Raw genomic sequence first — 26,056 nt, 5'->3', positions numbered from 1 at the left:
ATGTCCAAGGTCGACATGAACTGCCGCCGCGTCCCGCGCAGGACGAGGCATGTCAGCCTGCCGCTCACGAACGCACCGGTATCGACGTTGATGCGATGGCCGAGATCCTGCGGCAGGTCGCAGATCGTGTGGCCGTGCACCACCACCTTGCCCGGCAGGGCCGCCCGAGCGCGCAGGAACTCGTCTCGGATCCAGAGCAAGTCAGCCGGGTGCTGCTTCTCGAGGCTGATGCCCGGCCGTACCCCGGCATGGACGAAGACGTAGTCGCCTACGGTGCGATGCAAGGTACAGGCTCGGTAGAATGCGAGATGGGCCGCTGGCACCGCAGACGCAAGCGCGCCCCGCAGCTCAGCGGCTCGCTGCGGCGTGTCCGGATAGCGCTTGAGCGGCACGCCATAGGACATCAGCGTTTCCAGGCCGCCGTAGGACAGCCAGTCGAGGCCGTCGCTGCGCCCCTCCACGAAGTCGAGCAGCGCCTCCTCGTGATTGCCCAGCAGCCTAACCGTGGCAAAGCCCGGCAGCGGGTCGCCGAGCAGCCGCTCGACCACACCGCGGCTGGAAGGCCCCCGATCGATGTAGTCGCCCAGGAAGATCAGGCTGCGTTCGGTATCCTCGGGATGCCGCGTCGCCTCGGCGGCAATGCGGCCGAGCAGCACCTCGAGCAGGTCAGCCCGGCCGTGGATATCGCCGACAGCGTAGACGGCATGTCCGACAGGAACGGACGCCGGCTCAGCCGGCGGAGACGCTCGTCCGAACCACCGTGACCAGATCCGGCGCGTGGGCCGCCCCTACCGTTTCGCCAGCGTCAGCGGCGGACGCGTGGCAGGGGCCGGCGGCTCGGCTACCGAACCGTAGTAGCCACGGTAGCGCGAGTAGTAGTCGCCGTGGTCGCCGTAGCCGTAGCGCGCATGCTTGGCGAGGTTGACACGGTTGATGACGATGCCGACGTGGCTGCTGACGCCCAGCAGGGCGGCGATTGCCGTCTTGACCACCTCGCGCGGCGTCTTGGCCCACTGCACGATGAACACCGTGTAATCGGCAAGCCGGGCGATGATGCGGGCATCGGACACCGCCATGACCGGCGGGCCGTCGAGGATCACGAGGTCGTAGCGCTCCGAGAAGGTGGCGAGTGCGGCCTTCATGGCGTGCGATTCGAGGATTTCCGGCGCGTTCGGCGTGTTGGGCCGAGCCAGGATGTAGTCGACGCCCGAATTGTCGTGCCGCTTGGTGCACTCCTCCAGGGTCTTCAGGCCCATCAGGTAGTCGTCGATGGTGCCGCCGCGGTCCTTCAGGCCGAGCGCCGCCGACATCCTGGCCTGGCGCAGGTCGAGATCGACGATCAGCACGCGCCGCGAGGCGTTCATCTTGGTGAGCAGGCCACCCAAGGCGGCGACAAAAGTCGTCTTGCCTTCGCTCGGCGTCGAGGAGGTGACGGCGATGACGCGCGGCGGCCGATCGAGGCTGCCCAGGCTGATGGCGGTGAACACCGCGCGGATGGCTTCACCCGCCGGCGACGTGTTGTTCTCGAGCACGTGGGTGACCACGTTGGAGCGTTGCGCGGCCGCGCCCTTCACCTCGGGTACCATGCCCAGCACGCCAACACCGGTCGCGTCCTCGACCTGGGCGGCCGAGCGGAACACGCGGTCGAGCTTCTCGGCGGCGACGGCGCCCGCCATGCCGAGCAGGCAGCCGATCACGAAGGCGGCCATCAGACCCGTCTTGTAGTTCGGCGAGGAAGGCGCGCCTGAAGGTTGGGCATAGGCCAGGATGCGCGCGTCGGCGCGCTGGATGTCCTGTTGCTCGCGCAGTTCCTTGAAGCGGGTCAGGAAGCTTTCGTAAAGGGTGCGGTTCGACTGGGCCTCGCGCTCGAGCTGCTTCTGCTCGGCTTCGTACTGGCTCGCCGTGCCGGAGACGACGGCAGCCTTGTCGACCAGTTCCTTGAGCTCGTCCTCCTCGGCCTTGGCGGCGTCGAGCTCGGCGCGCACGGCGAGCGTGATGCGCTGGGTCTCGCTCAGGAAGCGGGCGCGCACCGAGGCGAGCTCGTTGCGTGCCTGCATGATCTTCGGATGGTTGTCCCCCAACGTTGCCGACAGCTCGGCCATCTTGCGGTTGAGCTCGACGTCCTGGATGCGCAGGGCCGCCAACGTGGTGTTGCCCGACACCTCGGCGATGTTGGCGATCTCGCCGGGATTGAGGCTTGCCTTGCTGAGCGCCACCAGGCGCGCCTCGCGCTCGATGCGCTTGGTGCGGGCGGAAACGTACTTGCCGTTGAGTTCGGACAGCGTCTGGGTCGAGACGGTGCCCTCGGGGCTGCCGGCCAGACCCTTGTCTCGGCGATAGGCTGCGACTGCCTCTTCGGCGACCTGCAGGTTGCGGCGCAGCTCGGCAAGGCGCTGCTCCAGCCACTCGGTGGCTCGCCGGTTGGCCTCGTTCTTGGTGTCGATCTGGTCGGCGAGATAAGCCTCGGCCAGGGCATTGGCGATGCGCGCCGACATCGCACCGTCGGGGCTCTCGACAGTGATCAGGATCACGTAGGTTCGGCCCAGCAGCGTGACGCTGAGGCCACCGGCCACGGAACCGATCGCAGCGCGACGGCGGGGATCGCTCTCCTCGGCGGCACGGCTGGAGCGTGCCGGCTGCCCCTGTTGCGCCTGCTGCGGCTTGGGCGCCGGTGCCAGCAAGGTCGAGATGCCGGTGGCCCATAGCTCGCGCAGCGGCGCGAAGGCCGAGTCGATGAAACCCGGCGGCTTGCTGCCATTGAAATCCGGATTGTTGGCCAGTCCCAGCTTGTCGACGACACGGCCGATCAGGAACTCCGACTGGATGACCTCGAGCTCACTTTGGATGGCGCCGAGATTCATGGTGTCGACGCCCGACAGCGCCGCCTCGGTGCTGACGACCTTGAAGGTACGTGTGTCGAGCAACAGCCGCGCCGAGGCTTTGTACATCGGCGTCGCCTGGGCAATGATCAACGCCATCAAGGCAACGGCGACGAGACCGCAGCCCACGATCAACGCCTTGCGGCGGTTGAGCAGGCGCAGCCACTCCCACAGCTGATCCGGCGCTTCGCTGGGGCGAACGGGCGCCAGCACGCCAGACTCGGAAGCCGGCACGATCCGGTTTATGGCCGCATCATCAGCAATCTGGTCGCTCCTAGGAAACGATCCCATCCCAATTCACTCCGCGACAAAGTATACGCGCGACACCCGCAAACGACATCCCCGTGGCGCCTTTTCGGGGCACCCCGGTTTACCTTCCCGACAAAATAGGCGGTCCCACACCGCCTACCCCAAAAAGCCTACGCCACTACGCTAAGGCCCGATCAAAACCATCGCTCCGGGACCCGAAGGATGTCGCCCGGCCCCACCGGGCTATCCTCGGTCACGGTTTCTTCCATGCCTATGGTCTGGTTGAACCGCTGAATTGTCATACGCGTCTTGGAGGCCCGACGTGAAAAGCCCCCCGCGATGGCCACTGCCTGGGCCACATTTATCCCTGAAACGAAGGGAAACGAGCCCGGGCGACCAACCTCGCCGAGAACGTAAAAGGGCCGGCGCGCGACCAAGTCAACACTCAATCTCGCCACCCGCAAAAGACCATCGGTCCGGTAGCGCGTACGCAGCATCTCCTCGATCTCGGCCGTCGTCATGCCGACGACCGGGACCCGGCCAGCCATGCGCGGCGAGATCAGACCCGCCGAATCGACCTCGTATTCGCCAGAAAGCTCGGGATCGGACAGCACGACGACCCGGAGTCGGTCGCCCGGCGCGACTCGATATTCCGCCATACGGATGGTCTGGGTGACCTGCGACGGCTGCTGCAGGGTGTTGGCCGTCATCGGCGGCTGTGGATCGCAGGCGACCAGGCCCAACGATAGCACCAGGCCGAGCGCCGGCATCGTCACACGGCGATACAAGGCGACCAAAAGATGGGACAGGGCAGAAATCCTGATACTCACGACATCACCGCTTGGCGACCAACCGAATGGAGAACAAGTTGCGGGTGAATTGCGGCCCGCCGGCCGGCACGTCGGTGGACGAGCCCTGGCTGTACTCGTAGACCGGCCCGATCGAATACTGCGGTCGCACCTCGTACAGCAGGCCGATCGACGCCTTGATGAAAGTGTCCGTTCGCGGATTGACGCCGGCAAGCCCTGGAACCGGCGTATAGTCCGCCTGATTGTAGGACACGCCGCCAACCGCCTTCCACGGATAGTGGATGTCGTAGATGAAATCGATGCCGACCACGGTCGAGACGTAGTTCTCGTAATTGGTCAAAGCCGATTCGTTGATCGTCCGGTTTATCGCCGGCCGCAGCGTCAGCGGCTCGTAGCCGTTCCAGGTGCCGGCAAGGCTGAATGTGAACGCCGATGTCGTTGTTCCCGCCGTGGTGTAGGTCTGGCTGGCTGTGCCGATCGAAGCCTCCAGCGTGCTCTTGGGACCCAGGATCCACGTGGTGCCTGCATTGACGTTCCAGCCGCTCGAATCTCGCTGCTGGCCCGCAATGTTTACCGTGTCGTCGTAGACGCGCTGATTGACACCGGGTGCGAGCCAGAAGGTCAGGTTGTCCGAGACCTCGTAACCGACGCGGAACTTCTCCTCGTACTCAGTGCGGTTACGGCTGGCGGATGGCAAACCGAGCGAGGTGATGGTGCTGTAGTCGTAGTACCAGTACTTCGTGGCCGAGACCCCCAGCTGATAGAACAGCCGATTGAAACGGTGATTGAATCCAAACTCGACCGGCAGCGAATCTGCGACGGTCGGCGCCTGGGCAAACGACACGTTCGGCGTGCCGAGGGCCTCAGTGCTGCGGCGAAAGGCAACGAGGCCCGTCGCAGACATGTCGTAACGAATGTCGAGCTTGCCGTCGGCCTGCAGCAGATAGTTCTGGTAATTCTGGGTCGACGCGGCGGGATAGAAGCCGAAGCCGCCGGCCGCCACCAGGTGCAGCTGATGGCGGATCCAGTCCGAGCGCAGCTCGAGCTGCGGGCGCACCACCACGAACGGCGAGCCGGTAGCCGGCGCCGGTGTCGCAAACACGTTGTCGTCGTAGCCGGTGAGCAGCGTGAGCTCCGGATATAGCGTGAACGCGCCGACGCTGATGCCAAGCTCGTTGCCGCTGTCGTTTCTCGGGCCAGCCACTGGCGTCGACGTTGACGCGTCAGGCAAGTCGAGCTGCGGCGTCTGCTGATCGAGCGTTTGCCGCGCCGGCGACGGCGTGTCGACCTGGGCGTGGGCCACCGAGACCGCGCAAGACATCAGCACCCAGCCCACGACGGGGGACCAGATCAGTTGTACGCGGGACGCACGAATCGTCATGGAACTGGCAGACCATCCCGGCAACGGACCAAGCGTCGGCTGGAAGAAGCTGGATCGCAATTCGCGGGCGTTAAGACCGGCTGACATAGTTGATCGGCGGACCGGGATAGCAGGACGAGCCGCAACCGCCGCCGCCGCCGCCGCCGCCTGTCGGTGCCACCGTCGTCGTTGGGTTCGAGGCAGGCGTCACCGGCGATTGAGTCGTCGGAGCCAGCAGCGTGTCGACCAGAATCGAGAGCGCTGTGGCGCTCAGGTTGCCGCCCCCTATCAGCTGCGACAGAAGCTGGTTCACGGAAGTCGGGTCGCCACTCTTCAGCGTAGCGAGTTGCACCGGCGTCAACACCAGGCCCGCCGGCACCTCGGGCGCTCCCCCCGTCGGCGGCGCCATGTTCGGTACCGACATCGCGGTCGGCATGATCGCGGCCAACGGCGCGGCGTTCTGCAACGGCCCGGCGTTTTGTAGCGGGCCGGCACTCTGCAAGGGACCGGCACTCTGCAAGGGACCGGCACCCTGCAAGGGACCGGCACCCTGCAGCGGACCGCCGCTCTGGAGCGGACCGGCACCCTGCAGTGGATTGCCATCTTGTCCTTGATCGTCGCCCGGACCTGCCGCGGCACCAGGGCCAACACCTTGCAGCGGACCGGCACCTTGCAATGGCCCAGCTCCCTGCAACGGACCAAGCTGCCGCTGCTGGTTTCCCTGATCGGCAGGCCCCTGCGCGTGCGCCGGCGCCACCCACAGCAACGATGCCAGGGCAATACACTGCGCCTGGAATGCAATTTTAGTCATATACCCCAGCCCCACCGCTCGGCCCCCAAGCTGCAGCTCCAAATTGATCGTGGACACGGCCTGGCCCGTTCGATCGCTCGGAAAAGCGGTCCCACCAAGCTGAGAAGCTAAATACCGAAACGCGCGCCGCACGCCAACACCTTGGCTATTCGCGGTCTCGAGAGGGGGTCGCCTGATTTTCATTTGTGACGTCTCAGAAGCCCAACCTGAACGCGGGCACATTATACGCTGCTTTGGGCCTGGAAGCCCGCCCGCGAGCGTCGCCTGTAGTCATACCAAAGTTAACTGCAGCGTCAACGCAGTAAATAAAAGAATTGTATCTGAGTACTAAAATTATTTTTCTTCAATGATCTAAATGACAAAGCCAAAGTCATTCATCAGTTAGAATGCTGAATGCACTGACTGGACGATATTTTCCTGGTCAGCGAGAGCTTCAAGGCAATCGGCGAAGGCCGCGACATCTCCGCACGCCACACGCCAGTAACCGGCTTTTGCCGGCCGTGCGAGCAGATCAACGTCGGAGTCAGCGCTGCCAACGAACAGGATGGGCCGGCCACTATCCACGCAGGCATAGATCTTCGACGGCAGGACAAACCCCACGAAGGCATCTTTCAAGGTCACGAGGTGGGCGTGGGGGGAGCGCAAAAGGCCCGCTAGACGTTCGAGCGGCACCGGCGGAGAGCGATGGAACGGCACCCCCTGAGCGGACAAGCGCCCGGCAAGTTCCTCCGCGGCCATGCCGGTCGCGCTCAGCCACAGCCGGACGCGCCCGCTGCCGGTACGATGATGTTGCGCGTAGCCCTCGGCCACCGTGTCGAGTTCATGCGCCACGCCGTAGTTGCCGGCGTACAGGAGCACGCAGGCGTCCGCCAACGCGGCCGGTAGCGGCTCGATCGCATCGTCGGCCGAGAAATCGACCGGCGAGCCATCGCGGACCAAGGCGATGCGCTGGTCGGCAACGCCGGTCGCGGCGAGACGCCGCTTCTGGTCGAGGCCCAAGACCTCGAAGCCGTCGACGCGGCGGCGCCAGAAGTTGGTGAGGGCAAGCAGGAGCGAGAGGGCGAGCGATGGGCGCGCCTGCGCCGCGATCAGGCACTCGGGATGAAAATCGGTGATGCGGTAGACGAGACGACCGCGCCACAGGAAGCGCAGCGGCGCCAGCAGATGGATCATGAAGGGCGGCGAGCCGGTGAACAGGATGCCATCCGCTGCACGCAGGTAGCGGAAACCCGCCGCGACCAGCCGCAGATCGGTCCACACCGTCCACGCCAGGCGGCCAAGCAACGAGCCACGCGGCACGGGCCGGGCTTGCAGCCTGACCTCGGTCAGCGCGCCGCCCCCCCTCGCCTCGCGGCGCATCGAGGATGCGCCCGACGCCAACCCGATCAGCGTCACGTCGTGACCACGCTCGGCCAGCGCCTGCGCGCGCAGCAGCATGTACTGACCGACGGCGCCGAAGTCCGGCGGCAGCCAGTCGGCGATGATGACGACGCGACGCTCCCGCGCCACATCGAACGGGCTGTGGGCCAGCAGATCCATCATCGGCAGCCGCCGCTCTTCCCTTCCAGTATCGACGTGTAGAGCCCGACCATACGACGGGCAACGCTCGGCCAGCCGTAGTGTGCCACGACCTGAGCGCGGCCAGCCTCGCCCATGGCGCGGCTGCCGGCGGCGTCGGACAGCATGGCGGCGAGCTCGGCCGCTATCGAGGCTGGCGCAGGATCGATCACGCAGCCCGCGCCGGTCTCGCGCACGATTTCCGACATGCCGACATCGGGCGTCGCCAGCACCGGCAGTCCGCGGCGCATCGCCTCGAACGCCGCGAGACCGAAATTCTCCGACAGGGATGTCATGGCGAATACGCGCGCCGCCACGAACAACGCTTCCTTGTCGGCGCCTTCGACATGACGCGGCACGATCGTTACGCGGTCGGCAACACCCAGGGTGCGCGCCTGGCCGGCCAGCACCGCGGCATGGCCATCGGCGTCGTCGCCGGCAATCACGAGCCGCGCCGCCGGCGCCAGAGGCAGGGCCGCGATCAGGCGATCAAGGCCCTTCTCCCAGCTGATCCGCCCGAAGGCGAGCACGAGCGGCCGGTTCGCGATCGCCGCCGCGATGTCGGCCGACGGGGTCGTGGTCGCAGGTGGCGGCGGATCGTCGACGCCATGGGGGATCGTGACGATCGGTGGCAGTCGCCAGCCGAAGCCCGCGAGGCGGCTCGCCTCGATCGACGACGTCGTATGGATGGCTGCCGCACCCTCGAGATTGCCGCGCTCGACGAGCGCGATCCACGCGGACTTGATCCAGCGGTTCTTGCGGCGGATCAACTCGGGCACGAGCATGCCGCGCGGCGAAATCACATAGGGCACGCCGCGCGCGCGCGCGGCGCGTGCGGCCGCCAAGATCGGCCAGAGAAAGACAGCGTGCAGATGCACGAGATCGAAGCTGCCGACGGCAGCCGCCAGCGCGCGGCGCATCGGCGGCGACCAGTAGAGGCGGCGCAGCCGCTCGCTCGGAAAGTACGTGACCTTGACACCGTCGAGGTCGACCGGCCGCTGCAACGGCACGTCGCTGTCGGCCGGGCCGTCGACGCTGGTCGTGAAGACGTGAACGTCGTGGCCGTCGGCAGCCAGGGCGCGGCACAGCGCATGAACTGAACGAATTGGGCCACCGTATCGGACTGCGGGGAGGTAGGTCGGAACGACGTGAAGAAAGCGCAAGGCCCGTCCACCGCGACTCGATGCTTTGGCACCAAACGAGTCTAGGACACGCCGGCGCGCCGGTCGAGCCAACGCATGGCGATTGGCAGTGCAAATTTGGCCATCAGGGACCAGACCAGGAAAAACATCACCGTCGCGCCCAGGATTTTCGGCAGCGACACTTCCATTCCCGTGCCGGCGGTATTGAAAGCAAGCCCCATGACGATGGCTTCCTTGAGCATCCAGGGAAGCGGCCTCGTCATGAAGTATCGGACTACCAGCGCCAACAACAGGCCGATTCCAAACATGCCTCCCAGCATGCCGGGAAAGCCAAGGTCGACGTAATTCTCTGCCATGTAGCCAACGCTGATCGACGTGCCGGCGCGGATCTGCTCCATCGGATCGGAGCGCGCCAGCCTTACGAACACATCGCTATCGGAGAGCACAGGTTTATTGGGGAAGAGAAACCGTGGCTGGAATACATGCGCAAGAGCATCCTTCCACTGTCTCGCCATGATCGGCTCGTGCGTGCCTCTGTCTACGCCGATGACCTGACCAAATATGTCGACATAGGCAAAACGGGTCAGGAGCACATAGGATGTCTCGCCCCACTTCGTGTCGCCGATATTCAGCATTCTGTCGCCGAGATAGGCCATCCGCTGATCGAGCGGCACCTTGATCGCTTGAGAGTCTTCAGAACCGGTCACATACTCCCGGTATTCGAACTTAACGGAGGTCCAGAAGAGCGCGAGAGTAAGCAAGACTACCAGCCAGGCAAGTGCCGCTACCGTCGTCGCACCCGTCCATTTGACACGCGCCGCCAGGGCGGCAACGGCGACGTAGATGAACACCGCGCGAAAATCCGCAAGAAAGCCTGTAAAGCCGACCAGAATTTCGACCGCGATTACAGCGATCAGGGCCCCGCGCCCGCGGCCGGTTGTGAAGACGTAAGTGCACAGCAGGAACAGTGCGACGACCTTCACTTGCGCGGCGGCCTGGAAGGGCTGGTCCAATCCCCCCACCGAGCGCCCCAGGATGGTGAACACCACCGATGCCGCGATCGCAGCGAAGTACACAGTCACCAGGTCCGGCGGCCGCCACCGCTCGTGGGCTTGATATTCGGCGGATGTCGGCGACCGGAGGTTTCCGAGCACAAGCCGGAAGGCAAGCGCCAACGCGATCAGCGACGCGAGCGAATACCAATAGGCATACAGCACATCGGCACCATCGATGCTGGCCCCCATTGATTCGCCGTCCAGCACCGATTGGATCGCGCGCGCGAAGATCTGCGCCCACTGCCAAAGCAGAAAAAATACAATTGCTTTGGGCATGGCCGGTCGACCAATGATCCTCATCAAGAGGAACGGAACGAACGCTCCTCCTCCGTAAGCCAATGGATCTGGTGCGAACGGCGCGAAGACGACATTGAAGATCGCAAGGTAGAGGCAGCCCCGCTGGAGCAGCTCAAAGTCGAGCCTGACCGTCGCGGCGGTTCTCATCGCTACCGCGGTTGTCATGGTCTGGTCGCGCAAAACGTGCTTCGTCCGGGGGCTTCGTCACTAAGCCCCGGACCGGCTCGACCACTGCCTCGCACGCGTCGCGACAGGCGCGGCTCTTGGTACCTGTAGATTGGCGGCATCGCGGCGCGGTTGCGACTACGAGTGCAACGACGAGGCTGGATGTTCGGCATCTCGGGCGCCGTTCGCCTCGGGGGAAACTGTCATCGAGTGCTCCTCGTGGCCCAATCCCGTCTTCTTTTCCTTTGCCAGAGAAGCGGAAATGCCCGGACAATGCGGCGTGGCTGTACTCGACTTTGTGTCCGATGACAATTTTCTTGTTGGGCGATTTTGACAGGTCGGGCGCCTTGCGGCCCTTTGACATCGTACCCCTACCGGTAGGGCCGTCCGGCGGGTCGACCGGGCCGGTCGCGAGCCGTACGCTCCGGCCTTATCGGCTAATACGGTAGGCGTCCTGCAATTTTGCAGCGCTCTCCGTACAGGTCTGGTTGCCGTAGGCCATCAGATAGTAGTGAAGACCGCTCGGCAGGTAGGAATGGTTTTCGGCCAGGAAACGTTCCCATCGGCCGGCCGGCAGGTTGGTTTTGGCGCTCTCAACAACCGCGTTGTCGAACCAGCTGGGGTCGATTTGCGGGTACTTCGTAAAATATGCCCAAAGAAAATAGCCCGAGAAGACGAACGACACGGCCAGGATGAGCCACCCAGCAGGCCTGAATCGGTCGACCGCCTCGCGCAGCACAGTCCCGGTGAAAAGTGCCAGAAACGGTGCACCGCCGAATGAGCGCAGCGCCTGTGGAATCCAGTCCCAGGTAAACGAAGCCGCGACGACGGCGGAAAGGTAGCCCCCGGCGCAAAGCAACAAGAAGCCGACGAACTTACTGTTCAAGCGCACCGCACCGGCAAACAACGCCAGCAGCGCCAGCATGTCGATGCCGCTCAATAGCCCGACATACTTGGTCGAGCTCCGGGCACTGAAATCACCACGATAGAAAAGGAAATCGGGAGAGAAATGCTTCACAACGTTCTTGGCGAACGTCAGCCAGCCGTAGAATGCACTGGTCGAGCCGTAGCGGCCCTGTAGATGGTCGTGCGAAAAGACGCTCAAGAGCCGCCAGCGGCCCTGGATCTCCCCCGTCAGGGTCGCATAGACCAGCGGCAAACTGACCAGCGAGATCGTCAGGACGAAAGCCGACGCAAACGGCTTGTCAAAGCCGAACCGGGTGTACCGGAACCACGCCAGTATCGGTAAGAAGAACGCAAGCTGGGCACGGACGGGAGGATATGCATAAGCGGCCGCCGCAAACAGCAATCCGGCTATCGCGCCGTCCCTCCAGTGGCGGGACCGTAAAGTGAAGTAGAGTCCCCAGACGATGAGACAAGGCACGATCGCCGGGTCCCAGGCGATACGGGAGAATTGAAAGATCCACGGCGAGACGGCACCGGCGAGGAGACATAGCCAGCCTGTCTTGCGATCGCCGACCAATGAACCGACGAAGAAGATGCCGATCAGCGATAGCGACGACAGGAAGGCAGAGAAAAGCCGGACGCTCCCCATCGATTCGCCGAACAGAGCGGTCCAGCCGGTAAGCGGATAGATGTAAGGCGCGGTGAAGAATGCGCCCATATGTCGGTCATAGGCAGGAAAGAAAAGAGGCCACGGATTGCCGAGTTCCCCCATACCCGTCTGCTTGAGACAAAGAGCGTTGGCGGCAGCCGCTGCCTCATCGACATAGAAGCCAGGCGGCGAAATCTCGACGCCGACGAAACGCACGGCGCCCATGACAATCACGACCGCGATCAATATCGCCAGTTGCAGTCGATTCATTGGTCAGACATCTGGTCGATTGCCGCTCTTCAAGTCCTTGTTCCTGCAAACCGGTCCTTAAGGTCGTGCGCCAACGCCTGGAGCCGCAGGCCGAGCCGTCGCCCTCCCCACCGCACAAACCAGGCCGGCGAGAAGCGGGAATACCAAGGGTAGCGACCGAGCCGGTCGATATCGATCGCGGCCAATATCTCCTCGGCCTCGCGATGCCGACCGACGTGATACGCCGAAAAGGCGAAGCGAAAAAGTTGACGATCGAAAGCAGACCGGCGTTCGTCATCGAGTGGGACCGATCGTTTCATTGTGCGCCAGAACAACCCCGCCTTTTGCGGGTCGAAGTGATCGTGAAGATTGGTCAAGCGGCCGGGCGTATCCTGCCGCATACGTATGACGAGGCGATCGACGTGGGCGACGGTCGCCGTCGGCGCCTGCACCGCCTTTTGATAAAATTCGGCGACCTCCCACGGCACCCAGAGGGGAGACATTTCAACATTGAGGCCACGTCGCAGGAGGGCGCTTCCGGTTGCCCATCCCCCTTCAACCGCATTGGCCAGGGCGTCACGGTACGGCATGGGGGGGCGGACAGGAGGCGTTTCCATCCCGGCTGCAAAGTTTGTCCAGTTGCCGACAATGGCGTCCACCTCGCCGCCGCGCGCGCCCGCGCACAACACCTCCAGCGCCTCGGGTGCCAAAAGATCGTCCGAGTCGAGGAACAGGATATAGTCGCCTGACGCCAGGTTCAGCGCCCTGTTGCGTGCGGCACTGGAGCCGGCGTTCTCTTGTCGGACGATCCGGATTCGTGAATCGACAGCCGCCGCGCCGAGGTCCTCTACCTTCAGGGCCGGCACCGACCCGTCATCGACGATGATGAGCTCGAAAACCGGGTATGTCTGCGCCAACACGGATGCCACGGTTTCCCGGACGAGCACGTGTCGATTGAAGAAGGGCAGCAGGATTGAAATCTTGATCACTGCAACAACGTCCGGTTCTGGAGAAATCCAAGTCTCGATCAGGAACTCACTTGATAAAAGCAAACAAAATCACCGAGCGGTATCCGGGTCCAACCGTCGATCGGATAGTCAACGAATGATCGTAGAATGGCGTCGGCTTTACCGTTGTCGAGGAGCTTCCTCTGGACGATGACGTACAGGCGATCGACCCGACCGCGCCGGATCTGCTTGCGCAGATCATCGATCGATTCGAAGTCCGCATGGTTCGACCAGCTGCGAGCGTTTTTCACTTCGAGGATCAGCTCGGGCGAGGGCATGAAAATCAAGGTTCGCCGCGCATCGGGGCCGCTGACATCGATCTTGCGGATGAAATCAAGCAACTGCGGCGTGGCGTTGGCCACCCTGACGCCTCTGGCGCCAAGCGGATCCTGGAGGTTGTGCTGCATACGCTGCACGAACGACGACAGGCCGTAGACCATGCTCAATGCGGCAATGGCCGCGAACACGCCTTGAAGAATCCGCGACCGGCATTCGAGGACGGCGTGCACACCCCCTACAAGCAGGAGCAAGGACGCAATCCTCAGGTGCCGCTCGTCGAGGGTTATCGACATGCCGGCCGACAAATTGAGCGTCAAGAACACTACCATCGTGGCGGCGAACAGAAACGCGAAGCGCAGATATTCGCCATGGTCCTTGCGCAAGCTGAGATAGATGAAGCCGAAGGTCGCCAACGAGAAAGGCAGGAACACGTAGAAGATGGTCTCGACGGATCGGAGGATGGGTCGGGCGGGATTTAGGAAAATGTAGTTCGCAAGATCGCCCAGGGAGAGTGCGGCGCTCCAAGTCGAGCTGAGGGTGAGCGCTACGTAGAACAACAGTCCATGCGGATGCGGAACGCCGACTATGGTGGCCGCCGTTGCGCCACGCCGATACCAAGCAACGTAGAAGAGCACACCCATCAGGCCGACCGTCACGCCGCCAACCAATAGTTTTCGCGCGGTATCCCGCCAGTGTCGCCATGGACGGTCATGGCTGACCATCGCGAAGCCGACGGCGGCACCGGCTATGACGATGCCCGTCAACTTCATGAAGACCAACACCGCCGCCCCTGCGATCAGCGGCGGCACCGCAAACCAGCGCAGATCCCGCAGAGCCCACACGAGCAGGAGAAACCATGGTGCGACGCCGAACTGCAAGACCTCGCCGCCATTGTAGGTCGAGAAAGGCAGGTTGAAGAAACGGCTGCATGCGATGATCGCGAGTGCGACCATGGCCGTACGCAGCGGGAAGCCAAACGAACGGTAGAGAGAGAACCAGCCTGCAAGACCCAGGATGGAGAAGACCGCCGAAACAGCGACAAGGGCCGCGCCCAGGCTAACGCCGGCCTCCTCGATCAGCCCAGGCAGGACGTGCTGCCCCGGGCTCCACATCGTCATGAAGCCTTCTGCTTCTCGCGCAATATCCGACGAATCGAGCCCGGCCGCATGATTGAACGCCGAGGTCCGACTTCGGGTATCCCAGGCGGCGAAGCCCCAACCGCTGTCGGAATACATGGCCGGCCGTATGGCAGCACTGGCGACGATGTAAGCCGATGTTACGATGGCGATCGCCGTCATCAGGAGTGCTGGCCAGCGCAGGAAGGCGATAGGTCTCAAGCTGGCCGCGACTCCCCTTCCGATACTGCGTTCTCAGCTATGACGTCATGGTACAGCGAAGCCATGTCAGCAGCGACGTCGGCCACCGTGCGGTTTCGCTGCATGTTCTGCGACAGCTTGGCGAGCTTGCCGCGGTCGCTAACCGCCTCCACGATCGCTGCCGCCCAGGCGCGCGCGTCGTCGAACGGCAGCAACCAACCGTCGATACCGTCGCGAACGCGCTCGGCGATACCTCCGAGATTTGCCCCCATCACAGGGATCCCAAGGGCCTGGGCTTCCTGAACCACGAGTGGCCCCGTCTCCATGTAGCGTGACGGCACGGCGAGAACGTCTATGGACTCGAGGAACTGCGCGACCTGCTCATGTTCGACAAGACCGACCAGCTCGATGCGGGGATCCCGCGCGGCCAGTCGTCGGATTCGCCGCTCGTAGGTCAGTTCTTCTCCGGTGCCCGCCACACGCAAGCGCACGGGCAGGTCCTGGCTGACATGGCCCATTGCCCTGATGACCAGGTCCGGGCCCTTTTCGACGACGAGGCGACCGAGGAAGCCGATGACGACCTCGTTATCGTCACCGCGCCGTCTTGCCGCGCGCTGCGAGAAAGTTTCGCTGGCGGCCTGAGCTGAAACGACGATCTTGTGCAACGGGATTGCATTGGCCGCCAGCGCCGCGCGCACCCATTGGCTCGGTGCGACGATGCGCTTCGAAAGAGCGGCCATGACATGTAGCTTACGCGCCTTGCGCCCAGCATTGGCTCTGAGCGAAAAAAGGGCACTGGCTCGGGGTAGAATTCGGGATATTTCGCCGTCGTGCAGGTCCCACTTCGGTAGCTGCGAGACCAGCCAGGCCGCCGGCATCGGCAATCCCCTATACAATGCGAAGCACCGTGCACATCTCTTGTCGTCGATCCGACCGTCGCAGGGCCGCGTTCCCTCCAACAGCATCGTTCCCCGCATGCACAGCGCCGCCGGTACGTGCACGGTGACAACGGACGGAATCCCCAACTCTGCCGCTTGCTGCAAATGATCAAGACCCGCGCCGGTCGTCCACGAGTGGAGGTGGAAGAGGTCCGGCTTCGTCTCTTCCACGATCTTCTTGAAGGCCGTATTCCCCAGGGGACCGCCGCCGGGCGCTTCGGCGGGCTCGTTGGTTGCATCGGGCCGATAGCGAATGACATCGAAGCCCTGCCATCGGTAGCGATTAGCGGCCCCATTGGTCGCGGCAATGATCGTTCCGTCGATCGCATGGGGTAGCAATGCCTTTGTCAGATCACGGACATAGACTTCGGTGCCGCCCGTCGACTCGGGAAAGTAGAAGCCGACACAATGAACCACGCGCAGACGTCGTCGTTGTACCGAGGAGCCACGATCGGCACCGACGGCTAGCATAGCAGTACGGCTCTCAAGCGAAGCAGGCGCTCGGTCCTCGCAAAGCCGAGATGCTTGTAGGCAAGAGACACAGCGGGTCGCACGGGCGGTCGAAAATCCGGATCAAGCCGATAGAACCAATCGACGATCTCGGCCGCCTCGTCCGGATATGCTTTCGCGAAAGCGCGCACGACCGCCCACATCGTACTGATGGCTGCCCGCTTGCGTCGCAGCGTCAGCTCGCCGCGTGCCTCAAGCATGTCAAGCACCTTGCGGAAGATCGCGATGAAGGTCCAGTTCGCGAAATCTCGCCTGAAACCTGTGGTACGTTGCAGCCGTTCACCGCCATGCCGGCGGTGTACGAAGCCCGGTTTGCGATAGACCGCCAGCCGGGGATGGCGTATGGCGGCTTCGAGAATGAACAACCGATCGTCGCGCAACGCGAAGTCTTGCCGATGCGGAATGTCGCGTATCAGGCCGCGACGGAAGAGGAACGCCGAATAATGCGATGACCACACCTCGCCGAGTTGCTGGGCGATGAAGTCGTCGCAGTCGACCCATGCGTGCACGTATCGGACGTCGGTGGTCTCGTCGCAATCCTCGTAGCCGGCGAGAACGATGTCCGCACCAGTTTGCCGTGCGAGCTCGAGCTGCTCGATGTTGGCGTCTGGCGTCAGCCAGTCGTCGGAGTCGAGGAAGCGCACATACTCGCCCTGTGCAACCGCCATTGCTGTTTGCACGGCCCAATCCTTGCCCCAGTTCTCGGTGCGGATCGGCACGATGCCGCTCTGTTGCTCCAACCAATTCCACGTGCCATCTGTGCTACCGTCGTCAACGACGATGATCTCGACAATGCAGCCGGCTGTACGACAGGATTCAATGGCTTTCGGCAGCGACCAAAGCCGATTGTAGGTCGGGATTATGATCGACACGTCGATCATGAAAGGACGCACGGAACCGTTGGGATCGGGATGGATGCGTACCAGCAGGCGTAGGCGAGCCTCCTCACGCGGCCCGCCCTTGTCTGCTCGGCTCTATGACCAGTGGGGTGGCAAGCTGCAACGCGATGACGCCGTTACCGAGACTCTGTTTGAAATCGTAAGCGATCGTGCTTGGGTTGGACGCGGCCACGCGGAACGAGATCGCATTGGTCACTTTGTGGTCGACGACGATTGTCATCGAATTCGTCGTCAGGTCGAAGCTGTAGTCGCCTGACGCCAGAAAAAGAGGCTTCAAGGCAAGCGTGCATGAATAGCGCCCCGGCATCGACGGCAACGCCACCTCGGAAAAAGTGTTCGATGAATAGAAGCCCACGGGCAGACTATTGGCGTCGCGGAGCAGGAATTCCAAAGACAACCCGGGCAGTGTCGAGGTTTCGACCTCGACCTGGAGATTGAAGGGCGTGCCCGGGACATAGGTGGTCGTGGGCAATCCGTTTGCATCCAGCAAATCAGCGGACACGATGGCCGAATGTTCGCCGCGTCCCCAGCTACGTTCGATCTTCCCTTTCTCGAGCGACGCGGTGTACTGGGCCAGCGCCCCATCGATCGGGCCGTCGAAGATGAGCCGCCCGGATTTCAAGACGATGCCACGGCGCGTCAGCGCCGCGGCCGCCGCGAGATTGTGACTGACGAACAAGACGGATCGCCCGGCGTTGGCGACCTCCGACATGCGATCGAGGCAGCGCTTCTGGAATTCTGCATCGCCGACGGCCAGGACCTCGTCGACGAACAGGATCTCGGTCTCGAGATGAGCGGCAACCGAAAATGCCAAGCGTGCGTACATACCAACAGAATATCGCTTGAGCGGCGTGTCGATGAACTTCTCGACGCCCGAGAAATCGACGATTTGGTTGAACTTCGCGAGCACCTCATGGCGCCGCATGCCGAGAATTGCGCCGTTCAAGAAGATATTTTCCCGGCCTGTCAGTTCCGGATGGAAGCCCGTCCCGATCTCCAGCAGGCTCGCTACGCGGCCGCTGAGTTCCACCCGTCCGGTGGTGGGTTCGAGAATGCGCGACAGGATCTTCAGCAGCGTGGTCTTGCCGGCGCCGTTGTGCCCGATGATGCTGACGACCTCACCGCGCCGAACTTCGAAATCGACGTCGCGCAACGCCCAATATTCCTCGATCTCGTCCGCCTCGATAAGCGCCCGGCCGCACAGCATGTCAGCAGCCCTGCGCACCATGTTTCGCGCTCGGCGCACGGCCGCCTCGCCCAGCATTGCACTGTATTCGACGTTGTGGCCGATGAGGAACTTCTTTCCGAGCCCCGTGGCGCGAATGACGGTGTCGGACATGCTTAGATCACGTCTGCGAAGCCGCGTTCGGTGTGGCGGAAGGTACGAATGCCCAGCCAGAGCATGCCGGCCGTCACCACCAGGCTGAGCGCGAAGCCTGGCAGGAAGAGCGGACTCTCGCCGCCGAGAATCGCCCATCGAAAGCCATCGATCACCCCTACCATGGGATTGAGGCTGTAGAGCAACTGCCACCCGGGCGGTACGATCTTGGCGGAGAAGCCGACCGGAGAGACGTACAGGCCGATCTGGATGACAAAAGGAATGACGAAGCGGAAGTCACGGTACTTCACGATCGTCGCAGCGGCCCACATCGCGGGGCCGATCGCAACCAACACTGCGAGAGCGATGAAGACGGGCAGAAGCAGGATATGCCAGCCTGGTGCCATGCCATACCAGGCCATTACGCCGAAAAGGATGACAAGGCTTACGACAAAATCGATCAGTCCGACGATGACCGGCGCCAGCGGGATGATGAGGCGCGGGAAATACACCTTGCTGACGAGCTGGGAGTTGCCAAGAACGCTGTTCGCTCCATCGCTGAAGATCGAAGAAACGAGCGTCCACGGCAGAAGGCCGGCAAGGACCAACACGGCGTAAGGTGCCGTGCCTTCGGTCGGCAGTTTGGCGATGTGTCCGAAGATGACGGTGAAGACGACCATGGTCATGAATGGACGAACGAACGCCCATGCCAAACCGATTACCGTTTGCTTGTAGCGCAAAGCGACGTCACGCCAGGCGAGAATGAAGAAAAGCTCGCGATAGCGCCACAGGTCGCCCCAATAGCGACGATCAGCGCGCCCAGCCTCGAGGATGAGGCGTTCGCTGGGCCAATCATTCATGGCCGGCCTGCGATGCAATGGCCCACCGGCAACGGCGACTGCCTCTTTCAGCCAATTGAGCCAATAGTACTGACGTCATACAGTCCGACATTCTGGAACGCGCAGGCCAAGTTCCACGCGCTTGGTTGTTACCATATCCCACTAGGTACTTGCATCACCACTGATATAGGCATGGGCAGGCGGTCGCTGCTGTCGTGCGCGCCGTATAGGCAGACCGGCCCATGCAGCCCGTGTACTAGATGTGCAGCGGCGCCCGGTTGCCGTCGGATCGGGCAGCCTACTGGCAACTTGCTCGCGATCCCGCCGCCGATGACAAGCGGACGAATCGATCCCGGCCTTGCCTCATCGGGCAGAAATGCGCGTGATACATCCACTTTTCCACGACGACATCCTTGGACCTCAATCGCAGCCGAGCAGTGAACCTGCTAAATGTCGGGTCTCGGTGGAAAGGCAATGATCTGATCAGACAATGCGCACAGTGGCTTCATGCTGCTCTCGCACGAGGCCCCACGCGGCTGGCATACGCCTATCTACGCCTTCTCTCAGGTATCAGTCGTAGCCTGCTGCCGTTCCCGCTTGCGCAACGCGCCTACAATTCCGTTTGCTTTCAGGGGACCGTTTGGCCCGCAATGCGCTTTGCCGCTCGACGCGTGCGCCTCGCCGGGACGGTCGAGATCATGCTCATTCCCCATCTCGAGGAGTTCGATGCCGAAGCCTTGTTTCGCCACGACCTCACCTACGAAAAGCCGGTGTTCGTATGGTTGGCCGAGAATGTGCCGGCGACCTACGATCTCGTGATTGAGATCGGTGCCAATGTCGGTGTTTTTACGATCTTCCTCGATGCCCTTTACCGCAACGCCAAGGCGGCGCCAGGCGGCAGGCCACGCATTGTTGCCTTTGAACCGTCTCAGAGGGCGTTTGCACGATTGCTCGAAAACTTTGCGGCCAACGACATATGCTTCACTTCTGCCTTTCAAGCCGCGATTGGTCCTGCCTCCGGGCTACAGACCTTCTTCGAGCCTACGGGACACCTGACGAATGGTTCATTCCTGAGGGAGTTCTCAGAAATCTTCTCCAATAGGATCGAAGAGAACGTTGCCGTCATGGTCTCGGCGTCGGAGCTCGAGCGATGGCTGGGGCCCGCCCGGCGAACCTTGATCAAGATCGACGTAGAAGGCTTCGAGCCGGACCTCGTAATGGCGCTCAAGCCCCTGCTTGAACGCTACAGGCCGGATCTGTTGATCGAGGTCGTTTCCTTTACCGTCGATAGATTGGAGCAAAGTCCGGCCCTTGCCGGCTATGGTCGCTACCTGATCGCGGACTCGGGTCTCGAACAAGCTCCAGCCCTTTTTGCTTCACACAGCCATCGAGACTGGCTGCTGCGTTGGCCGGCCATCTAGGCCAATGTTTGCGTGAGGACTCGACGGAAGTCGGCCACCCATTCGATTTGGAGCCGGCTAAAGAGCATGCGATGCACGACGAGTTCAGCAGCGTATCGAGGCCGCACTGGCCCGGTTGTCGACCACGCGCGCCTTGGCTTCCAATGAGTTGCCGAAGCGGGCATGATTGACCGAGGGCTTCAGATGTCGAAATTGCCAGAACAACGAGAAAAGCGCGCTACGTCGCAACAAATCCCGCCCAATCGGCCGCTCAACGAACTGGTCCGGCGATCGTATATCCTCACCTACACTGAAGACGTCACACCTCTGTTCAGCGCCCTTGCCGAAGAGAAGTTGAATCCCGAGACCCTGCGCGCCTCCTATTCGGAAACGGAACTGACCTTTCCACGGGCGATCCGGACGTTCCTGAGTCACCGCGCCGCATGGCAGCGGGCGACCGAGCAGGAAGGCTACACGCTAATCTGTGAGTCCGACTATGTGCCTTGCCGTGGCGTCGGGGCGTTCCCGAGTTTCTGGCCGCTATCCGATCCGATGGGCTGGGGCTATCTCTATGCTGGAAGTCCGCGTCTCCTCGCACTGGTCGGCGAAAGAAGGTACTTGCGCGCGCATTGCTCCCCGCTGGTTAGCTACGTGGTTAACCCCGCCATCGCTCGCATCCTGTGCAACTTCTTCCAGAGCGAGATCTATCGCCTTGGTACCAAGGCATATTTCCCCTTCGACGCCCATCTGCAGTGGTCTGTCATGGGCGCCGGCGGTAATGCGTTCATCCCCATGAGAAATTATGGCGAGCATGGGGGATTTCCCAATCCTGAGCATGCCGTCTTCGGCCTCCCGCGCGCCGGACAGCACAGGGCCGACAATCTCGCTACCCGCTTACATTTCCTGCCGCAGTACAGCCGTGGAAGCATCTTCCGCTACTTGGGCGTGCGGGCATACGCGCGGTTGCTCGGCATCGGCCGGCTGTTGGCGAACAAGTGGGTGTTGAGCACCAATGCCTATCACAACGGCCTGCTCGACCAAGTAGAAATGCACACCGTCGGCGTGAAAAGGCTTTTGCCCTCAACCCGCCAGGATGTGGCAACAGGCTAGATGTTTAGTCCCGGCATTTGCTGGAGCGGATTGAGGGTGAATCGTTCTGGCTCTTTCGTCCAGACCTTACAGATGTACTCGTAGGGCGTGAGCCCCTTGAGGGTCTTGAGGCGTTTGGCGAAGTTGTAGGCGGTCACGAAGTCCGCCAGGTGAGCTCGAAGCTCGTCATGAGTTTCGTAGTAGAAGCGTTTGACAGTCGCATCCTTGATGGTGCGGTTCATCCGCTCGACCTGGCCATTGGTCCACGGGTGCTTAGGCTTGGTCAGGCGATGATCGATGTCGTTGCGAGCGCACGCCACTTCGAAGGCAGGAGCCCAGAATAGCTCGCCGCGCTCAAGCATGCCTTTGATGTCTGCGACTGACCAACTCTCGCCTTTGGGATCGTTGAAGTGGGTTCCATTGTCGGTCAGCACGGTATGGATCTTGTAGGGGACCGCTTTGATGAGGTTGAGCAGGAAGTCAGCCGCGACCCGCCGTGTGGCTTTCTCGTGCAGCTCGGTAAAGGCGAACTTCGAGGTCCGATCGATGGCGACAAAGAGGTAGAGCCGGCCCTCCGCGGTACGTACTTCGGCGACGTCGATATGGAAGTAGCCGATCGGGTAGGTCTTGAACTTGCGCTTTATACCCTTGCCGTCCTCGACTTCCGGGAGCCGCGAGATGCCGTGCCGTTGTAGACAGCGGTGCAAGGACGAGCGTGTCAGGTGCGGGATCGTCGCCTGCAGGGCATACAGGCAATCATCGAGCAGCAGCAGCGTATGTTTGCGAAACGCCACGACGATGGCTTCGTCCTCAAGCGAGGGGGACGTCGACTTCGGGGCTTTGGGGCCGGTCGGCAGATCCACCGTCGTGCTGCGCTTCTTCCATTTGGCAACTGTCTTCTGATTGATGCCGTGGCGCCTGGCCAGCGCTCTCAGGCTCTCTTGACTATTTTGTGTTGCGCGACGGATTGCCTCTGTCGTCGTGGCGCAGCCGTTAGCGCATCCTTCCATTCTCTGGAAAACAATGCACCATCAAACCCCGGGATCAAACAGCTAGGTTTCCGATGGACTCGCTGCCGGTGATGCATCGGCGATGTACGAAAAGCCGATGTTCGCATGGTTGACCGACACATCCATCGAGACTGGCTGCTGCGGTGGCCGGCCACCTGAACCGATGTTTGCTGCGGACGCGCTTCTTCCTCGGATTGCGGGGCGGTTACTCCCACCCATTTCTATTGTGTAGAGGCGTCCCTCTCCGAACATACACAAAGTCGCCCTGCCGGAGTCGCCCATCACTCCCGCGTCCACTCAGGGACGCGACCTCGAACAGGTCGAAGCCGCGTGCATCGAGAAAGCGCTCGAGATCGGCGCGCGTTGGGAGGCCCTCCCAGCTGAGAAACGTCACCTCCGTGATGATCATCTCGACGCGAGGCAACAGAGTCAGGGCGCCTTCGAGTGCCGGCAGCTCGTGACCCTGCAAGTCGACCTTGAGCAATGTCCGGTCACTCTCCCGACAATCCGAAGCGAACAGCTGGTCGAGCGTGGTTGCCTCGACCTGCATGGTCGTCTCGAAGACCCGGTCGGCGGCCGGAATGTGCGCCCCAGAGTCCGGCGTTGGCTCGCTGATCATCGGCAGCATGCCAGGTCGATTGCTCAGGGCATACGGGTGCACTGCGAAATGATGATCCGAGCATAGCTCCTTCAGCAGCGGGAGGCACGACGCCTGTGGCTCGACCATGTGAATGACCGAGGCCGGGAAGATCTTGTGTGCGCTACGAGCGAAAGATCCTTTATGTGCGCCGCCATCGACGATCACTTTGGGCTCATATCCCAGCGCCTTCAGGTGCCCAAGGCAGCGATTCATCGCGTCGAACCGGTTTTCTACGGCTCGCGTGAGTCGCAGCCCCATGAGGCCGAAGAGCCACTTTGCTCCGGCTTTGGCGATATCCATCAGCATGGACCTCGTCATCCCGCCTTGATGGAAGCGCCTATAGGCACTGTCAAAGGCCTCGTCGCCGTGCAGAAGACGCTGTCGGCGACGTGCTGCATCGGTGTCAGGACTTGGCTGCATCGACGCAAGATCTCCGATGCCATCAGAATCGGTTTGTGCGTGGCGCGCATATACTTCATGTCGGCCCACTGCCAGCCCAGACCGAAGTAGCAGTCCACGCTAAGCGTGGACGGCCCGATCGCGGTCCTGAAGGCGTCGACGATCTCCGCCGTCGACCAATAGCGCACTTCGAACGACTCGGGTTCACGGAACCCGCGGCGGGCCTGATGATAGAGACTTCTGATGCCAAGCCAATTGGCCATCTGGATCTTCGCTATGCCACCCGGCTTAAGAACGTAGCCGGCCTGATGCAAAGCCTGCTTCGCGTCCATCTTTGAGAAATGCTGCAGCACGCTGTAGGACCAGACGGTGTCGAAGCTGGCTTCAGGGAAGGGAAGCCAGCGTGCATCGCCGACAACGAACTTGGCGTCGAGGCCGAGCTGACGCGCTACCCGCCGCGCGGCCATCGCGCCGCCCAGAGAGGGGTCGATGCCGACAGGCTTGTAGCCGGCGCGCGCGGCCGCGAAGCACCAGCGGCCCCAGTTGCAACCGAGGTCCAGCAGCGTACGCCCGTTGCCGGGTGGCAACTTCAAGTCCGGGATGGGAAAGTCGGCGAGCGATGCGTCCCCCTTGATATGCACATACTGCTGCCCCGAGGTCGCCGCGACCATCATAGAGACCACGGGGTCGATCACCGCGGTGCCTTTCATTATCTCGACAATCCGTGCCTTCTCATTATCGCCGATGCCTAGCGACTCGAGATAAAAATCGGGAGCACGCTGATCAATGACGTCCTGGTTGCCCACCGCACGGTCGATCGAGGCGCGCGCGATGCCGATAGTCTGCGGCTGATCGCGTCGCAGCATCACAGGCATGCCGTCCACGATCGGATAGGTCCGGCCTGCCGCCGTGACGAGTTCCGTACCGTTCCAGGAGAGCGGCGAATAGTCAACGGGACAGCGAAGGTTCTCGAGATACCAGCGATCAGGCGCGACCATGTCCGCCTCGTACCCGCGGCGCCATCGGGGAGAAAACGAGAAAAATGCTGCCTTGCACCGCCACTTCCATTCCATGACTACACCGAAGAGGTGACATATCTTTTCCGCCCGCACAATCGCCGAGCCTTGGTCGCGTTACTGTCGCGAAGCACGGCGATCAAGGGTCGCCGCCGCCGCGATGATGGCTGCAGCGGTACGCTGCGGCGAATAGAGCGCCATCTTGTCTGCGAGCCGCTGCCGAACATGGGCCCGATCCAGCGACAGCACGTCTTGCATGGCGACCGCCAGGGCAGCGATGTCGCCGAACGGAAAAATTGCCCCCGTCGCTCCTGCATCGATGAGGTCGGGTCCGCAGCCCACCGCATCCGACACGACAGCAGGGATGCCGCACGCCATGGCCTCGTTGACCACGAGTCCCCACGTCTCCCGAGCGTTGGACGGCAACACCAGCAAGTCGGCAGCCGCATACGCCGCCGGCAGTTCGCTCTGATTCACGAAGCCCATGAAGTCGGCACGAATGGACGCATTTGCCGCGATCTGCCGGAGCTCGGACTCGAGCTCGCCGGAGCCTGCGAATGCAACTTCCATCGGTTGTCCGGCAAGTCGCGACACGGCATGCAGCAGATCGGCAGGATGCTTCCGGGCGATCAGCTTGCCGACGAACAGGATCCGGCGGCGACTGGGATCACGCGATACGGCAGCGGCGGCGCTGGCGGCGGCGAAGGCATCGTTGTCGACGCAGTGCGGCGAGAAGAACAGGCGATCTGCCGGAGCGCCGTAGTGCAGGAGATACTCGCGGTTCCTCTGACCGACATAGAGGAACCCGTCGAAGCGGCGCAGCAGGTGCGAGAAGACCAGCGACTTGGCGGCACGGACGAAGCTGTTGCGCTGGGTGCCGAGCTGCGAATCGCCGCGCACCATCACTGGCACGCCGTGACGGCGACAGGCGCGGACGACCTGCCAGTAACAGCGCAATGCCCAGCCCGGCACGACGAAGGCGTCGAACTTGCCGCGGGCGATCTCGTCGGCAATACCCGGCGTGTCGCAGCCGGTGAAGCGATCGGTCGACGGCTGGCGCGCGACATTGACGAGGAAGCGGCTGTCGTAGCCCGACAGCAGGTCGACGTCCCAATCGAAGGCCACACCGAAACCGGCGCGTGCCTGCTGCTCGGCGGTCTGGCGATGGGCGAAGAACACGGTGAGATCGCATTGTTTCGCCAGCGCACGGAAGATCGGCGTGTAGTACTGGATCGGATGGCTGATCAGGAAACCGATACGCGCCATCT

At 62.5% G+C, this 26,056-nt stretch carries 21 protein-coding genes; 2 read left to right on the top strand and 19 right to left on the bottom strand.

All coding sequences use genetic code 11. The features are described from left to right. From RSO01_RS18690 to RSO01_RS18620, 15 genes are all read right to left on the bottom strand, one after another. Positions 1–656 (bottom strand): metallophosphoesterase (locus tag RSO01_RS18690; RefSeq protein WP_246158542.1); only part of this gene is annotated, 656 nt, incomplete at its 3' end. 132 nt (positions 657–788) lie between these two features. Further along, complete coding sequence (locus RSO01_RS18685) at positions 789–3,113, bottom strand: GumC family protein (protein ID WP_170303175.1); 2,325 nt, start codon at positions 3,111–3,113, stop codon at positions 789–791. A gap of 209 nt (positions 3,114–3,322) precedes the next feature. Beyond that, positions 3,323–3,898: a polysaccharide biosynthesis/export family protein gene (locus RSO01_RS18680; RefSeq protein WP_170303174.1), complete on the bottom strand. Its 576-nt coding sequence runs from the start codon at positions 3,896–3,898 to the stop codon at positions 3,323–3,325. 64 nt (positions 3,899–3,962) lie between these two features. Continuing rightward, positions 3,963–5,318, bottom strand: coding sequence for an outer membrane beta-barrel protein (locus RSO01_RS18675; protein WP_170303173.1), 1,356 nt, complete (start codon positions 5,316–5,318; stop codon positions 3,963–3,965). A gap of 70 nt (positions 5,319–5,388) precedes the next feature. Then, complete coding sequence (locus RSO01_RS47360; RefSeq protein WP_170303172.1) at positions 5,389–5,799, bottom strand: hypothetical protein; 411 nt, start codon at positions 5,797–5,799, stop codon at positions 5,389–5,391. Positions 5,800–6,489: 690 nt separating this feature from the next. Continuing rightward, positions 6,490–7,650, bottom strand: a complete 1,161-nt coding sequence (locus tag RSO01_RS18665) for a glycosyltransferase family protein (protein WP_147150647.1) — start codon at positions 7,648–7,650, stop codon at positions 6,490–6,492. Continuing rightward, positions 7,647–8,828: a glycosyltransferase gene (locus RSO01_RS18660; RefSeq protein ID WP_147150646.1), complete on the bottom strand. Its 1,182-nt coding sequence runs from the start codon at positions 8,826–8,828 to the stop codon at positions 7,647–7,649. Before RSO01_RS18660 ends, RSO01_RS18665 begins: the two co-directional genes overlap by 4 nt. Before the next feature lie 41 nt (positions 8,829–8,869). Further along, positions 8,870–10,339 carry a hypothetical protein gene (locus RSO01_RS18655; protein ID WP_147150645.1) on the bottom strand — a complete coding sequence of 490 codons (1,470 nt, stop codon included), beginning with the start codon at positions 10,337–10,339 and terminating at the stop codon, positions 8,870–8,872. A 415-nt stretch (positions 10,340–10,754) separates the two neighbouring features. Continuing rightward, the gene (locus RSO01_RS18650; protein ID WP_147150644.1) at positions 10,755–12,149 is read right to left on the bottom strand and encodes a glycosyltransferase family 39 protein; all 1,395 of its coding nucleotides are present in this window, start codon (positions 12,147–12,149) and stop codon (positions 10,755–10,757) included. Between the two features lie 29 nt (positions 12,150–12,178). Beyond that, the gene (locus RSO01_RS18645; protein WP_170303171.1) at positions 12,179–13,117 is read right to left on the bottom strand and encodes a glycosyltransferase family 2 protein; all 939 of its coding nucleotides are present in this window, start codon (positions 13,115–13,117) and stop codon (positions 12,179–12,181) included. Positions 13,118–13,155: 38 nt separating this feature from the next. Continuing rightward, positions 13,156–14,712: a hypothetical protein gene (locus RSO01_RS18640; RefSeq protein ID WP_170303170.1), complete on the bottom strand. Its 1,557-nt coding sequence runs from the start codon at positions 14,710–14,712 to the stop codon at positions 13,156–13,158. 35 nt (positions 14,713–14,747) lie between these two features. Then, on the bottom strand, positions 14,748–16,139 hold the full coding sequence (locus RSO01_RS18635; RefSeq protein WP_147150641.1) for a glycosyltransferase: 1,392 nt from the start codon (positions 16,137–16,139) through the stop codon (positions 14,748–14,750). Next, positions 16,133–17,059, bottom strand: a complete 927-nt coding sequence (locus RSO01_RS18630) for a glycosyltransferase family 2 protein (protein ID WP_147150640.1) — start codon at positions 17,057–17,059, stop codon at positions 16,133–16,135. Before RSO01_RS18630 ends, RSO01_RS18635 begins: the two co-directional genes overlap by 7 nt. Before the next feature lie 64 nt (positions 17,060–17,123). Then, the gene (locus RSO01_RS47355) at positions 17,124–18,416 is read right to left on the bottom strand and encodes an ABC transporter ATP-binding protein (RefSeq protein ID WP_170303169.1); all 1,293 of its coding nucleotides are present in this window, start codon (positions 18,414–18,416) and stop codon (positions 17,124–17,126) included. 2 nt (positions 18,417–18,418) lie between these two features. After that, positions 18,419–19,255 carry an ABC transporter permease gene (locus RSO01_RS18620; RefSeq protein WP_147150639.1) on the bottom strand — a complete coding sequence of 279 codons (837 nt, stop codon included), beginning with the start codon at positions 19,253–19,255 and terminating at the stop codon, positions 18,419–18,421. A gap of 629 nt (positions 19,256–19,884) precedes the next feature. Between RSO01_RS18620 and RSO01_RS18615 the strand changes: the two genes are divergently transcribed. Continuing rightward, the gene (locus RSO01_RS18615) at positions 19,885–20,655 is read left to right on the top strand and encodes an FkbM family methyltransferase (protein ID WP_147150638.1); all 771 of its coding nucleotides are present in this window, start codon (positions 19,885–19,887) and stop codon (positions 20,653–20,655) included. A gap of 183 nt (positions 20,656–20,838) precedes the next feature. Next, the gene (locus RSO01_RS18610) at positions 20,839–21,744 is read left to right on the top strand and encodes a glycosyltransferase family protein (protein WP_147150637.1); all 906 of its coding nucleotides are present in this window, start codon (positions 20,839–20,841) and stop codon (positions 21,742–21,744) included. Here RSO01_RS18610 and RSO01_RS18605 read toward each other — a convergent pair. The 4 genes from RSO01_RS18605 to RSO01_RS18590 form a co-directional block, all read right to left on the bottom strand. Continuing rightward, the gene (locus RSO01_RS18605; RefSeq protein WP_147150636.1) at positions 21,741–22,733 is read right to left on the bottom strand and encodes an IS481 family transposase; all 993 of its coding nucleotides are present in this window, start codon (positions 22,731–22,733) and stop codon (positions 21,741–21,743) included. The two genes, RSO01_RS18610 and RSO01_RS18605, sit on opposite strands and share 4 nt — an antisense overlap. Positions 22,734–22,938: 205 nt before the next feature. Further along, positions 22,939–23,679 carry an FkbM family methyltransferase gene (locus tag RSO01_RS18600; protein WP_170303168.1) on the bottom strand — a complete coding sequence of 247 codons (741 nt, stop codon included), beginning with the start codon at positions 23,677–23,679 and terminating at the stop codon, positions 22,939–22,941. 8 nt (positions 23,680–23,687) lie between these two features. Next, complete coding sequence (locus RSO01_RS18595; protein WP_170303167.1) at positions 23,688–24,770, bottom strand: methyltransferase domain-containing protein; 1,083 nt, start codon at positions 24,768–24,770, stop codon at positions 23,688–23,690. Between the two features lie 135 nt (positions 24,771–24,905). Then, positions 24,906–26,054 (bottom strand): glycosyltransferase family 4 protein, encoded by a 1,149-nt coding sequence (locus RSO01_RS18590; protein WP_147150633.1) that lies wholly within the window; start codon positions 26,052–26,054, stop codon positions 24,906–24,908. Between the last annotated feature and the right edge of the window lie 2 nt (positions 26,055–26,056).

It is taken from the genome of Reyranella soli (genome assembly GCF_007992495.1).
GTDB lineage: Bacteria > Pseudomonadota > Alphaproteobacteria > Reyranellales > Reyranellaceae > Reyranella > Reyranella soli.
The sequence above is the reverse complement of the archived record's forward strand: the minus strand, read 5'-3'. Positions and strand labels throughout refer to the sequence as shown.

Excerpts from the sequence above, each read along its gene's own strand:
- RSO01_RS18680 (WP_170303174.1), bottom strand. The coding sequence starts at position 3,898 with ATGCCGGCGCTCGGCCTGGTGCTATCGTTGGGCCTGGTCGCCTGCGAT.
- RSO01_RS18675 (WP_170303173.1), bottom strand. The coding sequence starts at position 5,318 with ATGACGATTCGTGCGTCCCGCGTACAACTGATCTGGTCCCCCGTCGTG.
- RSO01_RS18665 (WP_147150647.1), bottom strand. The coding sequence starts at position 7,650 with ATGATGGATCTGCTGGCCCACAGCCCGTTCGATGTGGCGCGGGAGCGT.
- RSO01_RS18650 (WP_147150644.1), bottom strand. The coding sequence starts at position 12,149 with ATGAATCGACTGCAACTGGCGATATTGATCGCGGTCGTGATTGTCATG.
- RSO01_RS18640 (WP_170303170.1), bottom strand. The coding sequence starts at position 14,712 with ATGACGGCGATCGCCATCGTAACATCGGCTTACATCGTCGCCAGTGCT.
- RSO01_RS18635 (WP_147150641.1), bottom strand. The coding sequence starts at position 16,139 with ATGCTAGCCGTCGGTGCCGATCGTGGCTCCTCGGTACAACGACGACGT.
- RSO01_RS18630 (WP_147150640.1), bottom strand. The coding sequence starts at position 17,059 with ATGATCGACGTGTCGATCATAATCCCGACCTACAATCGGCTTTGGTCG.
- RSO01_RS47355 (WP_170303169.1), bottom strand. The coding sequence starts at position 18,416 with ATGTCCGACACCGTCATTCGCGCCACGGGGCTCGGAAAGAAGTTCCTC.
- RSO01_RS18620 (WP_147150639.1), bottom strand. The coding sequence starts at position 19,255 with ATGAATGATTGGCCCAGCGAACGCCTCATCCTCGAGGCTGGGCGCGCT.
- RSO01_RS18615 (WP_147150638.1), top strand. The coding sequence starts at position 19,885 with ATGCGCTTTGCCGCTCGACGCGTGCGCCTCGCCGGGACGGTCGAGATC.
- RSO01_RS18610 (WP_147150637.1), top strand. The coding sequence starts at position 20,839 with ATGTCGAAATTGCCAGAACAACGAGAAAAGCGCGCTACGTCGCAACAA.
- RSO01_RS18605 (WP_147150636.1), bottom strand. The coding sequence starts at position 22,733 with ATGGAAGGATGCGCTAACGGCTGCGCCACGACGACAGAGGCAATCCGT.
- RSO01_RS18600 (WP_170303168.1), bottom strand. The coding sequence starts at position 23,679 with ATGCTGATGGATATCGCCAAAGCCGGAGCAAAGTGGCTCTTCGGCCTC.
- RSO01_RS18595 (WP_170303167.1), bottom strand. The coding sequence starts at position 24,770 with ATGGTCGCGCCTGATCGCTGGTATCTCGAGAACCTTCGCTGTCCCGTT.
- RSO01_RS18590 (WP_147150633.1), bottom strand. The coding sequence starts at position 26,054 with ATGGCGCGTATCGGTTTCCTGATCAGCCATCCGATCCAGTACTACACG.